This window comes from Variovorax boronicumulans (assembly GCF_030812215.1).
Taxonomy (GTDB): domain Bacteria; phylum Pseudomonadota; class Gammaproteobacteria; order Burkholderiales; family Burkholderiaceae_C; genus Variovorax; species Variovorax boronicumulans_C.
On record NZ_JAUSSG010000001.1, the window covers coordinates 658,881 to 671,999 of the forward strand.

At 67.9% G+C, this 13,119-nt stretch carries 15 protein-coding genes and 1 pseudogene; 2 read left to right on the plus strand and 14 right to left on the minus strand.

Features of this window, described 5'->3' with window-relative positions; all coding sequences use genetic code 11:
- The first annotated feature begins 29 nt into the window (after positions 1-29).
- Positions 30-1,685 carry a bifunctional aspartate transaminase/aspartate 4-decarboxylase gene (locus J2W23_RS03030; protein ID WP_307647634.1) on the plus strand — a complete coding sequence of 552 codons (1,656 nt, stop codon included), beginning with the start codon at positions 30-32 and terminating at the stop codon, positions 1,683-1,685.
- A gap of 22 nt (positions 1,686-1,707) precedes the next feature.
- Here the strand turns inward: J2W23_RS03030 and J2W23_RS03035 are convergent, their stop codons facing one another.
- From J2W23_RS03035 to J2W23_RS03075, 9 genes and pseudogenes are all read right to left on the minus strand, one after another.
- Positions 1,708-2,901 (minus strand): MFS transporter, encoded by a 1,194-nt coding sequence (locus J2W23_RS03035; RefSeq protein WP_307647635.1) that lies wholly within the window; start codon positions 2,899-2,901, stop codon positions 1,708-1,710.
- On the minus strand, positions 2,901-4,013 hold the full coding sequence (aroC, locus tag J2W23_RS03040) for a chorismate synthase (protein ID WP_307647636.1): 1,113 nt from the start codon (positions 4,011-4,013) through the stop codon (positions 2,901-2,903). Before aroC ends, J2W23_RS03035 begins: the two co-directional genes overlap by 1 nt.
- Before the next feature lie 32 nt (positions 4,014-4,045).
- The gene (locus J2W23_RS03045) at positions 4,046-4,243 is read right to left on the minus strand and encodes a hypothetical protein (protein ID WP_176658309.1); all 198 of its coding nucleotides are present in this window, start codon (positions 4,241-4,243) and stop codon (positions 4,046-4,048) included.
- A gap of 47 nt (positions 4,244-4,290) precedes the next feature.
- Positions 4,291-5,877, minus strand: coding sequence for an MFS transporter (locus tag J2W23_RS03050; protein ID WP_307647637.1), 1,587 nt, complete (start codon positions 5,875-5,877; stop codon positions 4,291-4,293).
- Positions 5,874-6,236, minus strand: a complete 363-nt coding sequence (locus tag J2W23_RS03055; RefSeq protein WP_307647638.1) for a YciI family protein — start codon at positions 6,234-6,236, stop codon at positions 5,874-5,876. The genes J2W23_RS03050 and J2W23_RS03055 overlap by 4 nt, the downstream gene beginning before the upstream one ends.
- Complete coding sequence (locus J2W23_RS03060; RefSeq protein WP_176658312.1) at positions 6,233-6,595, minus strand: YciI family protein; 363 nt, start codon at positions 6,593-6,595, stop codon at positions 6,233-6,235. Before J2W23_RS03060 ends, J2W23_RS03055 begins: the two co-directional genes overlap by 4 nt.
- Positions 6,596-6,687: 92 nt before the next feature.
- Positions 6,688-7,935 (minus strand): RNA polymerase sigma factor, encoded by a 1,248-nt coding sequence (locus J2W23_RS03065; protein ID WP_307647639.1) that lies wholly within the window; start codon positions 7,933-7,935, stop codon positions 6,688-6,690.
- Positions 7,932-8,405 (minus strand): SRPBCC family protein, encoded by a 474-nt coding sequence (locus J2W23_RS03070; RefSeq protein ID WP_307647640.1) that lies wholly within the window; start codon positions 8,403-8,405, stop codon positions 7,932-7,934. Before J2W23_RS03070 ends, J2W23_RS03065 begins: the two co-directional genes overlap by 4 nt.
- 149 nt (positions 8,406-8,554) lie before the next feature.
- Positions 8,555-8,767: pseudogene (locus J2W23_RS03075) on the minus strand (ArsR/SmtB family transcription factor); the annotation flags it as partial.
- A 167-nt stretch (positions 8,768-8,934) separates the two neighbouring features.
- Between J2W23_RS03075 and J2W23_RS03080 the strand changes: the two are divergent.
- Positions 8,935-9,357 (plus strand): cupin domain-containing protein, encoded by a 423-nt coding sequence (locus J2W23_RS03080; protein WP_307647641.1) that lies wholly within the window; start codon positions 8,935-8,937, stop codon positions 9,355-9,357.
- A gap of 26 nt (positions 9,358-9,383) precedes the next feature.
- Here J2W23_RS03080 and J2W23_RS03085 read toward each other — a convergent pair whose 3' ends face one another.
- The 5 genes from J2W23_RS03085 to J2W23_RS03105 are packed head-to-tail and all read right to left on the minus strand — an operon-like array spanning position 9,384 to position 13,119.
- Entirely contained in the window at positions 9,384-10,172 is a 789-nt protein-coding gene (locus tag J2W23_RS03085; RefSeq protein ID WP_307647642.1) for an enoyl-CoA hydratase/isomerase family protein, read from the minus strand.
- 1 nt (position 10,173) lies between these two features.
- Complete coding sequence (locus J2W23_RS03090; RefSeq protein ID WP_307647643.1) at positions 10,174-11,004, minus strand: SDR family NAD(P)-dependent oxidoreductase; 831 nt, start codon at positions 11,002-11,004, stop codon at positions 10,174-10,176.
- Positions 11,005-11,037: 33 nt separating this feature from the next.
- Positions 11,038-11,466, minus strand: a complete 429-nt coding sequence (locus J2W23_RS03095) for a MaoC family dehydratase (RefSeq protein ID WP_176658318.1) — start codon at positions 11,464-11,466, stop codon at positions 11,038-11,040.
- A gap of 13 nt (positions 11,467-11,479) precedes the next feature.
- Positions 11,480-11,920: a MaoC family dehydratase N-terminal domain-containing protein gene (locus J2W23_RS03100; protein ID WP_307647644.1), complete on the minus strand. Its 441-nt coding sequence runs from the start codon at positions 11,918-11,920 to the stop codon at positions 11,480-11,482.
- A 14-nt stretch (positions 11,921-11,934) separates the two neighbouring features.
- The gene (locus J2W23_RS03105) at positions 11,935-13,119 is read right to left on the minus strand and encodes a lipid-transfer protein (protein ID WP_307647645.1); all 1,185 of its coding nucleotides are present in this window, start codon (positions 13,117-13,119) and stop codon (positions 11,935-11,937) included.

Sequence of the window (13,119 nt, forward strand, 5' to 3'; positions counted from 1 at the left end):
CTCTTTTCCACAACCAGAAGGAGCATCCAATGGATTTCAGCGACGTGAAGAAACTGGCCGGCCTGAGCCCGTTCGAACTGAAGGACGCACTGATCCAGGTCGCCAAGCAGAGCGACCGCCTCATGCTCAACGCGGGGCGCGGCAATCCGAACTTCCTGGCCACCACGCCGCGGCACGGCTTCTTCCAGTTCGGCCAGTTCGCGATGACCGAGGCCGAGCGCTCCTACATCTACATGGAGCACGTGGGCGGCTTTCCGCAGCGCGAAGGCATCGAGGCGCGCTTCGAGATCTTTGCAAAAGCCCACGCGGGCGAGCCGGGCACGCGCTTCATCGAGGCGGCGGTGTCGTACGTGCGCGACCAGCTGGGTCTCTCGGCGGGCGACTTCATCTACGAGATGTGCGAGGCCATCCTCGGCTGCAACTACCCGGTGCCCGACCGCATGCTGCGCCTGAGCGAAATCATCGTGGGCAAGTACATCCACCAGGAGATGATCGGCAAGCACCCCTTCGTGGGCACCTTCGACATGTACGCGGTGGAAGGCGGCACGGCCGCCATGACCTACCTCTTCAACAGCCTGCGCGAGAACCATGTGCTCTCGCCCGGCGACACCATCGCGCTGGGCATGCCGATCTTCACGCCCTACATCGAGATTCCGCACCTGAACGACTACCAGCTCATCGAGACGCTGATCGAGGCGCCCTCGGAGAACAACTGGCAGTACACCAAGAAGGAGCTGCAGAAGCTGCTCGACCCGAAGGTCAAGGCCTTCTTCGTCTGCAACCCGAGCAACCCGCCGTCGGTGAAGATGAGCGACGAGGTGCTGGGCTACATCGCCGACATCGTGAAGCAGCGGCCCGACCTCATCATCCTCACCGACGACGTGTACGGCACCTTCGCGGACAACTTTCTCTCGCTGTTCGCGACCTGCCCGCAGAACACCATCCTGGTGTATTCGTTCTCCAAGTATTTCGGCGTGACCGGCTGGCGCATGGGCGTGGTGGCCACGCACGAGGACAACATCATCGACCGCAAGATCGCGGCCCTGCCCGAGTCGAAGAAGAAGGAGCTCGACGCGCGCTACAGCTCCATCACCACCGAGCCGCGCAAGCTGAAGTTCATCGACCGCCTGGTGGCCGACAGCCGCACCGTGGCGCTGAACCACACGGCCGGCCTTTCGACACCGGTGCAGGCGCAGATGGTGATGTTCTCGCTCTTCTGCCTGATGGACGAACCCCAGGCCTACAAGCAGTCGATGAAGCGCATCGTGCTGCGCAGGAAGGAAGCGCTCTACCGCGAGCTGGGCCTGCCGATGCAGGACGACCCGAACTCGGTCAACTACTACCACCTGCTCGACCTGCAGGACATCGCCACGCAGATGCACGGCGAGCGCTTCGGCAAGTGGATCGTGACGAAGCTGCAGCCGAACGAGGCGCTGTTCCGCATCGCCGAGGAAACCAGCATCGTGCTGCTGCCGGGGCGCGGCTTCGGCGGCAAGCATGCGTCGGGGCGGGTGTCGCTGGCGAACCTCAATGAATACGACTACGCGAACATCGGGCGGTCGCTGCGCAAGCTGGCTTCGGAGTACTTTGCGGTGTTCGAGAAGGAGAGTGGGGGTGGCAAGGAGGGCAAAGGCCGCAATGCGAAGACCATCGTGACGAAGCCGGCGAAGCGCGGCAAGAAGTAGAAATAGCGGCGCGCCGGCGGGACTAGGCTGCGGCCGCGCGTTCCGCCTGCTCCAGCCTGACCACCCGCCAGGCGCAAAGGCTCCCCACCACAGCCAGCACCGCCGCGGCGGTGAACATCGCGCGGTAGCCGAACTCCTGCGCCACCGCGCCGCCGAGCAACACCCCCAGCACGCCGCCGAACCCATAGCCGATCACCGTGAAAAGCGCCTGCCCTCTCCCGCGCAACCGCCCCGGAAAGCGCCGCGACACCACCGCGATGCAGGTGGTGTGGTGCGCCGCGAAGCTCAGCGCATGCAGCCATTGCGCGACGACCAGTGCGGCGATGAAGCCGCCCAGCCCCGCAGTGAGCCCGAGCCGCGCCACGGCCGCGATGCTGCACACCAGCATCCAGCGCGGCATCGGCAGGAGGCCGATGAGGCGGCCCTGCAGGAAGAACCAGACGATCTCGGCCACCACCGACAGCGCCCACAGGAGGCCGATGGTGCTCTTGCCGTAGCCGATGGAGTCGAGATACAGCGAGAAGAACGCGTACACGGAAAAGTGCGACATCACCTGGAAGAACAGCGACGCGAAGAACCACCGCACCACCGGGTTGCGCAGCACCGGCCCGATGGGCTCCTTGACGGCGTCGTGCGCCGCCACGGGCTCGCGCACGTCGGGCAGCTTCATCGTCGCGACGAGCACGATGGCCAGCGTGCCGGCCGCCCAGGCCGGAAAGTGCTTCATGCCGAAGCGCTCGAACCACTCGCCCGCGAAGAACACCGTGACAAGGAAGCCAGCCGAGCCGCAGAGCCGGATGCGCCCGTAGCGACCCCAGTCGCCAGCCACCAGCTGCGCCATGGCCGCTTCGGTGAGCGACATCATCGAACTGGTGTGGGTGAACATCACGAGCAGCACCAGCGCGAGCCACCATGCGCCGCCATGCCACCAGAGCCCGAAGGAACTGACCAGCGCCACCGCCGCGCTGAAGCGCAGCAGCATCACGCGGTGGCCGGTGTGGTCGCTGAGCGCGCCCCAGGCATAGGGCGCGAACACGCGTGTGACCGACTGCACCGAAGCCAGCAGGCTGATCGTGAAGATCGGCAACCCCAGGTCCTTGAGCCACAGCGGCAGGTAGGGGTTGAAGAAACCGATGTGCGCGAAATAGCTGGCCGACAGACCAGCGAACGCCAGCAGGTGGCCGCGCTGGGCGGCCACTGGTGGCGGGGCGGACACTAGAGGAAGGACGCCTGGGGCGACGAGGCTTCGGTCTTCTGGGCGTCGGTCTGCACGTCGCCGCACTGCGCGCGGTTGCGCAGCACATGTTCCATCACCACCAGCGCGAGCATCGCCTCGGCGATGGGCGTCGCGCGGATGCCCACGCACGGGTCGTGGCGGCCCTTGGTGACCACCTCGACGGGGTTGTTGTGGATGTCGATCGATTGGCGCGGGCTGATGATCGAGCTGGTGGGCTTGATCGCGATGCTCACCTCGAGGTCCTGCCCCGAGCTGATGCCGCCCAGGATGCCGCCTGCGTTGTTGGTGACGAAGCCGGTCGGCGTGATCGAGTCGCCGTGCGTGGTGCCGCGCTGGGTGACGCTGTCCCAGCCGGCGCCGATTTCCACGGCCTTCACCGCGTTGATGCCCATCATCGCGTAGGCGATTTCGGCATCGAGCTTGTCGAACAGCGGCTCGCCGAGGCCGATGGGCACGTTCGTCGCGGTGACGCGGATGCGCGCGCCGCACGAATCGCCGGCCTTGCGCAGGCGGTCCATGTAGGCCTCGAGTTCGCTCACGTCGGCAATGGGGGCGAAGAAGGGGTTGTGGGGCACATGGTCCCAGCTCTCGAAGGGAATCGCGATGTCGCCGATCTGCGTCATGCAGCCGCGAAACGCCATGCCGTATTTTTCGGCCAGCCATTTCTTGGCGACCGCACCGGCCGCGACCATGGGCGCCGTGAGCCGTGCCGAGGAGCGCCCGCCGCCGCGCGGATCGCGGATGCCGTATTTCTTCCAGTAGGTAAAGTCGGCGTGGCCGGGGCGGAACTGCTGGGCGATCTGCCCGTAGTCCTTGCTGCGCTGGTCGGTGTTCTGGATCAGGAGGGCGATGGGGGTGCCGGTGGTCTTGCCTTCGTACACGCCGGAAAGAATCTGCACCGCGTCGGGTTCGTTGCGCTGGGTGACGTGGCGGCTGGTGCCGGGGCGGCGGCGGTCCAGATCGCCCTGGATGTCTGCCTCGCTCAATGCCATGCCCGGGGGGCAGCCGTCGATGACGCAGCCGATGGCCGGGCCGTGCGATTCGCCGAAATTGGTGACCGCGAAAAGTGTTCCGAAAGTGTTGCCGCTCATGGCCGGGATTATCCCTACAAAGCGGCGGCCCCTCAGGAGGCCGTGCTTTCGGACGCGCCCTCGAGGCGCTTGGTGAGCGCGCCCACCTGCAGCTCGATGGCGAAGAGCCGCTCGTTCAGCACGGCCGTCTGCAGGCGGATGGCCTCGACGATGGCCTTGGTCTGCGGATCGGTGGTGTTCTCGGCCAGTTCCGCCAGGTCGTGCAGCTTCTTGCGCAGTTCGTTGCTCATGGGAGGCTCCGGTGGTCTCGTCGTGGAAACCCCAGTATGGGTGTTCGTCAGCGCTCCGGCAATGCGGCGGCACCCGGTGTTTCGGGGGCTTTTGCCCCCTCGCCGGCCTCACCCGAGCCGCGCAGCCGGAAGGCGACAAGCCCGGCCACGACCAGCAGCACCGCGGCACAGATGCCGGCCGTCAGGCGCAGGCCGTGCAGCAGCGCGGCGCGGCCCGCGTCGAGCAGCTCGGCGCCCGCGCTGCCCGCAAGCTGCCCCGCCAGCGCGACCGCACCGCCCAGCGTGCTGCGCGCCGCTTCGACCTCGGCCGCGCCCGCCAGCCCCGCGGGCACCGCGTCGGCCATGGTGCTGCGGTAGATGGCCGCGCCGATGCTGCCGAGGATCGCGATGCCCAGCGCCCCGCCGAATTCGGAACTGGTTTCCGAAATCGCCGAGGCCACGCCGGCCCGCTCGGGCGGCGCACTGCCCACGACCACGTCGGTCGCCAGCGTGAACACCGGTGCGAGGCCGAGCGAGGAGATGACTGCGCTGGCCACCAGCCAGGCGAGCCCACCCTCTGCCGGCAGCACGACCAGCATCGCGAACCCCAGCGCCGCCACGGCCAGCCCGCCACCCATCACGTAGGCCGGGCGCATGCGCCGCACCAGCGCGGACACGACCATCGACCCCACGATGAAAGCCCCCGCCCCCGGCACGCTCCAGAGCCCCGCATGCAGCGGCGAGAGGCCCAGCACCAGCTGCAGGTACTGGGCGTTGTAGAGAAAGAGCCCGAACATCACGAAGCACGCCAGCATGTAGGCCGCGAGCGAGACGGTGAAGGCCGGCAGGCGAAAGAGCTGCAGGTCGATCATCGGATTGGCGAGCCGCTTCTGCCGCCGCGCGAACACCCAGCCGAGTGCCGCGCCCACCGCGATCGAGAGCGCCGGCACGAGGTCCGGCCCGTGCTCGGCGATCTGCTTGATGCCATAGATGACCGCCAGCACCGCACCGAGCGACAGCGCCACGCTGGCCAGGTCGAGCCGCCCGGCATCGGGGTCGCGGTACTCGGGCAAAAGGATCGGCCCGAGCACCAGCAGCAGCACCATCACCGGCACGCCGATGAGGAACACCGAACCCCACGGAAAGAACTGCAGCAGCACGCCGCCCAGCACCGGGCCGATGACGGCGCCGGCCGAATAGCTCGAGATCCACACGCCGATGGCCACGGTGCGCTGCGCCGGGTCGAGGAACATGTTGCGGATCAGCGAGAGCGTCGACGGCGCGAGCGTCGCGCCCGCCACGCCGAGCAGCGCGCGCGTGGCGATGAGCATGTTCGCGCTGGTGGAAAACGCCGCCAGCACCGAGGCGATGCCGAACGCGGCAGCGCCGATCAGCAGCAAGCGCCTGCGACCGATGCGGTCGCCCAGCGTGCCCATGGTGACCAGGAGACCCGCCACGAAGAAGCCGTAGATGTCGACGATCCAGAGAAGCTGCGAAGCGGTGGGCTTGAGCTCCTCGCTGATCGCCGGGATCGCGAGATTCAGCACCGTGAGGTCCATCGAATAGAGCATGCACGGCAGCGCGATGACGGCCAGGCCCGTCCATTCGCGCACCGTGGCGCGGGCGGGCGGCGACGCGGGGCGCGCGCCGCTCATGGCGTTCGCGCTCCGCCGCCCTTGACCCGCCGCACCTCGACGCTGCTGAAGCGCGCGGACGGAATGCCGGCAGCGAGCTCGAGCGCTTCTTCGTCGCTCCCGGCCTCGACCAGGTAGAAGCCGCCGAGGTATTCGCTGGTCTCGGCGAAGGGGCCGTCGGTGACGGAGAGCTTGTTGCGGCGCATGCGCACCGTGGTCGCCGTCTCGGCGGGCTGCAGCGCCTCGGAGGCGACAAGCTTGCCGCGGGCCTGCAAGGCCAGGTCGTAGTCGAGGTGTTCGTTCACGTACATGTCCATTTCGCGCGGGGAAAAGTGCGCGGTGTGATCGTCGGTGCCGTAGATGATGCAGAGGTATCTCATGCTGTTCTCCTTTGAAGGGTTTCTACGGGCCGGACCTCGATGGCGCCGTAGCGCGCCATGGGAATGCGCCCGGCCAGCTGGATCGCGGCATTCAGGTCGCGCGCCTCGATGAGGATGAAACCGCCGAGCTGCTCGCGGGCCTCGGCGTAGGGGCCATCGACGTGGGAACGCTTGCCGCCCCGCACCTGCACGACCTTGGCGGTCTTCACCGATTCGAGTGCGTTCGAGGCGATGTAGTGGCCCGCCCTTTCGAGCTCGCGGTCGTAGGCGTGGGACTCGTCGCCCAGCGCCTTGAGTTCGTCGGGCGGCATCGTGTCGATCACCGCTTCGTCGTAGTGAACGAGGCAGAGGTATTTCATGGCGGTATCTCCTTGAAGAGGGAATGTGGACACCACTGGTCGATTGGCGATGACGGAAATCGACATGCCCGGCACGCATGCATCAAAAAAATCTACTTGAGGAGCAGCAGGGTGAGTTGCCGCTCCAGGAACTGCCGCTCGGGCAACTGGTGCGCCAGCGACAGCGCGCGCTCGTAGGCGGTGCGCGCTTCGTCGATGCGGCCCAGGCGGCGGCACAGCTCGGCGCGCGCGCCGTGGGCCAGGTGGTAGTCGGCCAGCTCGCCGCGCGCGAGCAGCGCATCGATGAGCGCCAACCCCGCCGCGGGCCCGTCGCGCATGGCAATGGCGGCGGCGCGGTTGAGTTCGGCCACGGGCGAAGGGTCCAGGCGCAGCAGCACGTCGTAGAGGCCGACGATCTGCGGCCAATCCGTGGCGGCAGCCTCGCCGGCTTCCGCATGCACGGCGGCAATGGCGGCCTGCAGCGCGTAGGGGCCGAAGCGGCGCGACAGCAGCGCGCGCTCGACCAGCGCAGCGCCCTCCCCGATCTGCGTCCGGTTCCAGAGGCTGCGGTCCTGCGCATCGAGCAGCACGAGCTCGCCGCCCGGCGAAGTGCGGGCCGCGCGGCGCGAATCGTGCAGCAGCATCAGCGCGAGCAGGCCCAGCGCCTCGGGGTCGGGCAGCAGGTCGACGAGCAGCCGGCCCAGCCGGATCGCCTCGGCCGACAGGTCAGCGCGCGTGACGCTTTCGCCCGACGAGGCCGCATAGCCCTCGTTGAACACGAGGTACACCACGCGCAGCACCGCATCGAGCCGCTCGGGCAACTCGGCCAGCGAAGGCACCTGGTACGGAATGCGCGCATCGCGGATGCGGGCCTTGGCGCGCACGATGCGCTGGGCGATGGTGGGCGCGGGCACGAGAAAGGCCCGGGCGATTTCCTCGGTGGCGAGGCCGCAGACCTCGCGCAGGGTGAGCGCCACCTGCGCATCGGGCGCGAGCGCCGGGTGGCAGCAGGTGAAGACGAGACGCAGGCGGTCGTCTTCGAGGTCTTCGGCGTCGTCGTCCCACGCCGGGGCCGGGTCCGCAAGGGCTGCCGTGTGCTCGGCCACGTCGTCCCATGCGGTGAAGCGCGCCTGCCGGCGGATGCCGTCGATGGACTTGAAGCGCCCCGCCGACACCAGCCAGGCACGCGGGTTCGCGGGCACGCCATCGCGCGGCCATTGTTCGAGGGCGCTGCGGAAGGCATCGTGCAGCGCCTCTTCGGCCAGGTCGAAGTCGCCGAGCAGCCGCACCAGCGTGGCGAAGATGCGGCGCGACTCGGTGCGGTAGATCGCATCGATGGCGTCGGCGACCGCTGCGGTCATGCCGTGGCGCTGCCCAGCCACTGTTCGAGCTTGACGAGGGCGCCGCTCCAGCCGTGGCTGTGGCCGTCGCGCGCCGCTTCATCGAAGAACTGCTGGTGCATGAGCACGAGTTCGCAGCCGTCGCCGTCGGGCTCGATCTGCACCGTGACGCGCGATTCACGCTCTGGCGTGCTTCGCCAGGCCCAGCTGAAGACGAGCTTGCGGTTCGGCACGATCTCCAGGTAGGTGCCGCTCACGTCGTGGGTCTCGCCGTCGTCGGCCAGCATCGTCACGCGAAAGCGTCCGCCGACGCGCAGGTCGATCTCGGCCAGCGGCACCGCGACGATTTCGCCGGGGCCGAACCAGAGCTTCAGCGCTTGCGGGTCGGTCCAGGCGCGCCAGACTTTTTCGGGCGCGACGCGGTAGTGCCGGCGGAGGGTGAGCGAGGGGCGCTCCTTGTCGGGGGGGTCTCGGTCGGCAGGTGGTGCCATTCGGTCTGCTCCTGGTGATAGAGAAAGCGCGCCAGTGCATCGAGGCGCCCGGTCCAGAATTTCTCGTAGCGCGACAGCCACGCGGCAGCCTCCTGCATGGGCCGGGGCGAGAGCTCGCAGCGCACGATGCGGCCCTCTTTCGTGCGCGAGATGAGGCCCGCGTTTTCGAGCACGCGCAGGTGCTTCATGAAGCCGGTCAACGACATGCCATGCGGCTCGGCGAGCTCGGTCACGCTGAGGCTGCGCTCGCCCAGGGTTTCGAGCACGGCGCGGCGCGTCGAATCGGACAGCGCGGCGAAGACGGCGTCGAGGGTTGCGGCGCCAAGGGCCGCGGGTTCGGAAGAAGCAGCTGGGTGAACCATGCAGTTGAGTATGGGAAGCGCCCCCGGAGGCGTCAAGGATTGCCCCCAGCCGTTAGAGAGCGCGAAGAATGTCACGGATGCCTTGGCCCACAACCCAAAGGCCCCCAGCTCAGGAACGCTTTATGCGTGCTGCAGCGCAGCACAACCACCCTGCGAAGGAGCGCCCCATGCTGGACCGTACCGCCACCCAGTTCTCCCACGTCAAGCCCGGTGACACAGAGTTCGTCTCGGGCGGTTTGCGCGATTTCTTCCTGTACCGCGATCTCGGCATTGCCGAGGCCACCAACGGCAAGGTGATCGCGCATCTGGTCAAGGCCAACATGGCACCGGAAACGGGCACCGGCTGGCACCGCCACGAGGCGGACTTCCAGATCGTCATCATGATCAAGGGCTGGGCCCGCTTCATGTACGAGGACAAGGAAACCCTGGTCGAGGCCGGCGACGTGGTGCACCAGCGGCCGGGCATCCGTCACTTCCTGTTCGACTACTCGCCCGACATGGAGTACCTGGAGATCGTCTCGCCGGCGGATTTCAAGAGCATCGACGTCGAGCCGGTGTGCGAGATTCCGCCGCCCACGCCCTGGCCCTGAAACGCCCTGTCAGGCGCCGTTGAACCTCAGCGCCCCGTGAAGCGTGGCGCCCGCTTCGCCACGAACGCCGCCACGCCTTCGCGCGCATCCGCAATGCCCGCGCGCTCGTGCAGCAGCGTCTGCTCCATCGCAAAGTGTTCTTCGATCGGCCGGCCCGGCGCGCCGCCGCACAGGGCCTTGATGCCCGCGAACGACGCGCTCGCACCAGCGGCCAGCCGCGTCACCAGCGCCTCGCCCGCCGCGGCGAGTTGCGCATCCGGATACACCGCATCGACGGCGCCCGTCGCCAGGCAGCGTTGGCTGTCGATGGGCTCGCTGAGCATCAGCCATTGCTGCGCCCGCACAGGTCCCACGCGGCGCGACAGGAAGTACGAAGCGCCTGCGTCCGGCGAAAGGCCGATGGCCGCATAGCCCGTGCGCAGCTTCATCGACTCCGCCGCCAGCACGAAGTCGCCGCACAGCGCGAGCCCGACGCCCGCGCCGCCCGCCGGGCCGTTCACGGCAACGACCAGCGGCGCCGGGCTTGTCACCAGGCGCAGCAGCGCGGGATGAAGCCCGTCGAGGATTTCGTTCACCAGCTCGGGCAAGCGCTCGCCGGCCGCGACGAACTCGTCGATATCGCCGCCCGCGCAGAACACCTTGCCTTCGCCGGTCAACAGGATGGCGCGCGGCTTCTGTTCGAGCATCTCGTCGATGGCGCGGACCAGGGCCCGGGCGCTCGGCGATGTCAGCGCATTCGCGCTTTCCGGCCGCTTCAGCACGATGCGGCCGATGCCGTCGCGTACGCCCCAGGCGATGCCTTCGACGGTGTCCATGTCAGATGCCCGTCAAGCCGCCGGTGCACATCAGCGTCTGGCCACTCACGTAGTCCGACTCGGGCGCACACAGCAGGTACACCGCGCCGGCCGCTTCCTCGGGCGTGCCGCCGCGGCCGAGCGGAATCGACTGCTCCATCATCGCGAGCAGCCCGGGGTTCACGCCGACCTTGATCTCGCGGCCCTCGATGTTGGCCGTGGCCGCGTCGGCGGTGCTAGCGGTGAGCCGTGTCTGGATGAAACCGAAGGCCACGCAGTTGACCGTGACGTTCATGCGCCCCCACTCCTTGGCGAGCGTCTGCGTCATGCCGACGATGCCGGCCTTGGCGGTCGAATAGTTGGTCTGCCCCGCGTTGCCGAAGAGCCCGGCCACCGACGAGATGTTGACCACCTTGCGCACCACGCGCCGGCCGGCTTCGCCCTCGGCCTTGGAGAGCGCGCGGATCACCGGCTGCGCCGCGCGCAGGATGCGGAACGGCGCGGTGAGGTGCACGTCGATCATCGCGTACCACTGCTCGTCGGTCATCTTCTGGAGGACGCTGTCCCAGGTGTAGCCCGCGTTGTTCACGACGATGTCGAGGCCCTTGTATTCGCTCACCGCGGTGCCGACGAAACGCTCGGCAAAGTCCGGCGCCGAGACGCTGCCGACACAGGCCACGGCCTGCCCGCCCGCCGCGCGGATGGCCTCTACGGTTTCTTCGGCGGGTTCGGCATCGAGGTCGTTGACGACGATGCGCGCACCTTCCGAGGCGAGCTTGAGTGCGATCGCGCGGCCGATGCCACGGCCCGAGCCGGTGATGAGGGCGACCTTGCCTTCGAGCTTGAGTGTCATGTTCCTGTTTCTTTCGTTGGAATGAATCGTCGGTCAGCGCAGCGCCACCAGCGCCTCGCCCGCGATGCGGGCCTGGCCGTACTGGTTGGCGCTCAGCACCTCGACGCGCACGCAGCGCTCGCCGTTGTGCTCGAGCTTCTCAAGCACGCGGCCGGTGCAGCGCACCGCATGGCCGATGTGGGTGATGCCCTGGAAGCGCACGTCGAAGCGGCGCAGCTGCGACTGCGGCGCCCACTGCGTGAGCAGCCGGCCGAGCCAGGCCATGCCCAGCATGCCTTGCGCGAACACGTCCGGCATGCCGGCCTTGCGCGCGAAGTCGGTGTCGATGTGGATCGGGTTGTGGTCGCCCGAGGCGCCCGCGAAGAGCGCGAGCGTGGTGCGGTTGACCGGCGGGAGCTGCAGTGCCGGGAGCTCATCGCCGATCTGGATGTTGTCGTAGGTGGCGGTGGTGGTATTGGTCATCGCGCGTCTTTCTTCAGTGGCGGCAGACGATCACGGTGCGCAGCTCGGCCACGAGCTCGTCGCGCTGGTTGGTGGCGCGCGAGGTCTTCACGACGAATTCGAGCGCGCCGTTCTTCTTTTCGTAGATGTCGCTGATGGTGGAGCGCACCGTCACCGTGTCGCCCACGCAGGCGGCCTTGTGGTAGCTGAAGCTCTGCTCGCCGTGCAGGAGCTTCGAGAGCGGGATCTGCAGGTCGTCGAGCATCCGGCCCGAAGCGCCCGAATCCAGTTCGGCTGCGAACAGGAAGGTGGGTGGTGCGGGCAGGTCTGGGTAGCCCGCATCGCGTGCGGCGGCGGCATCGGTGTAGACCGGATCGGTTTCGCCGATGGCCTTGGCGAAGAACTGCAGCCGCGTGCGCTCGATGGGCAGCACCGAAGCCGGCAGCTCGTGGCCGATCCATTTCTTGTCGATCATGTTTTCTCTTTTCCTCAGACGCGTTCGTACAGCGTGACCACGCAGGCGCCGCCCAGGCCGAGGTTGTGCTGCAGCGCCATCCGCGCACCTTCGACCTGTCGTTTGTCTGCCGTGTCGCGCAACTGCTGGACCAGCTCCGTGCACTGCGCAAGACCGGTCGCACCGAGCGGATGCCCCTTGGACAGCAGCCCGCCCGAAGGGTTGGTCACCACCTTGCCGCCATAGGTGTTGTCGCCATCGACCACGAACTTCTCCGCGTCGCCGACCGGGCAGAGGCCCAGCGCCTCGTAGCTGATGAGCTCGTTGTGCGCAAAGCAGTCGTGCAACTCGACCACGTCGATGTCCTGCGGACCGACGCCGGCCGCGTCGTACACCTTCTGCGCGGCTTCCTGCGCCATGCTGAAGCCGACGACCTCGCGCATGTCGCGGCTCTCGAAAGTCACGGGTCGGTCGGTGGTCATGGCCTGCGCCTTGATGCGCACGCTGCGGTCCAGGCCGTGGCGTTCCGCAAAACGCCGCGAACACACGATGGCCGCGGCCGCGCCGCAGGTAGGCGGGCAGGCCATGAGCCGCGTCATCACGCCAGGCCACATGACCGGCGCGGCCATCACCTCGTCCTCGGTGACGACGGTGCGGAACAGCGCCACCGGGTTGTTCGACGCATGGCGGCTGGCCTTCGCGCGGATCTTGGCGAAGGTGGACATCTGCGTGCCGTATTGCTGCATGTGCGCAAGCCCGGCACCGCCGAAGTAGCGCAGCGCGAGCGGCACCTGCTCGTTGCCGACCAGCTCGTCGGTGATGGTCTCGAAATTGTCGAAGGGACTCGGGCGGTCGTTGAACACCGCACCCAGCGCGCCGGGGCTCATGTGCTCGAAGCCGAGCGCGAGCACGCAGTCGGCAGCGCCGCTGGCGACGGCCTGGCGCGCGAGGAAGAGCGCGGTCGAGCCGGTCGAGCAGTTGTTGTTGACGTTGACGACCGGAATGCCGGTCATGCCCACCTCGTACAGCGCGCGCTGGCCGGCGGTGGAGTCGCCGTACACGTAGCCCACGTAGGCCTGCTGGATCAGCTCGTAGCCGATGCCCGCATCCTTGAGCGCGGCATTCGTGGCATGCGCGGCCATCTGCGGATAGGGCTGGTTCGCGCCCGGCTTGGTGAAGGGGATCATGCCGACCCCGACCACATAGACGTCTTGACTCAT

Coding starts and splice junctions, on each gene's coding strand:
- J2W23_RS03030 (WP_307647634.1), top strand. CDS start 30: ATGGATTTCAGCGACGTGAAGAAACTGGCCGGCCTGAGCCCGTTCGAA.
- aroC (WP_307647636.1), bottom strand. CDS start 4,013: ATGAGCGGCAACACTTTCGGAACACTTTTCGCGGTCACCAATTTCGGC.
- J2W23_RS03045 (WP_176658309.1), bottom strand. CDS start 4,243: ATGAGCAACGAACTGCGCAAGAAGCTGCACGACCTGGCGGAACTGGCC.
- J2W23_RS03050 (WP_307647637.1), bottom strand. CDS start 5,877: ATGAGCGGCGCGCGCCCCGCGTCGCCGCCCGCCCGCGCCACGGTGCGC.
- J2W23_RS03055 (WP_307647638.1), bottom strand. CDS start 6,236: ATGAGATACCTCTGCATCATCTACGGCACCGACGATCACACCGCGCAC.
- J2W23_RS03060 (WP_176658312.1), bottom strand. CDS start 6,595: ATGAAATACCTCTGCCTCGTTCACTACGACGAAGCGGTGATCGACACG.
- J2W23_RS03065 (WP_307647639.1), bottom strand. CDS start 7,935: ATGACCGCAGCGGTCGCCGACGCCATCGATGCGATCTACCGCACCGAG.
- J2W23_RS03070 (WP_307647640.1), bottom strand. CDS start 8,405: ATGGCACCACCTGCCGACCGAGACCCCCCCGACAAGGAGCGCCCCTCG.
- J2W23_RS03080 (WP_307647641.1), top strand. CDS start 8,935: ATGCTGGACCGTACCGCCACCCAGTTCTCCCACGTCAAGCCCGGTGAC.
- J2W23_RS03085 (WP_307647642.1), bottom strand. CDS start 10,172: ATGGACACCGTCGAAGGCATCGCCTGGGGCGTACGCGACGGCATCGGC.
- J2W23_RS03090 (WP_307647643.1), bottom strand. CDS start 11,004: ATGACACTCAAGCTCGAAGGCAAGGTCGCCCTCATCACCGGCTCGGGC.
- J2W23_RS03095 (WP_176658318.1), bottom strand. CDS start 11,466: ATGACCAATACCACCACCGCCACCTACGACAACATCCAGATCGGCGAT.
- J2W23_RS03100 (WP_307647644.1), bottom strand. CDS start 11,920: ATGATCGACAAGAAATGGATCGGCCACGAGCTGCCGGCTTCGGTGCTG.
- J2W23_RS03105 (WP_307647645.1), bottom strand. CDS start 13,119: ATGAGTCAAGACGTCTATGTGGTCGGGGTCGGCATGATCCCCTTCACC.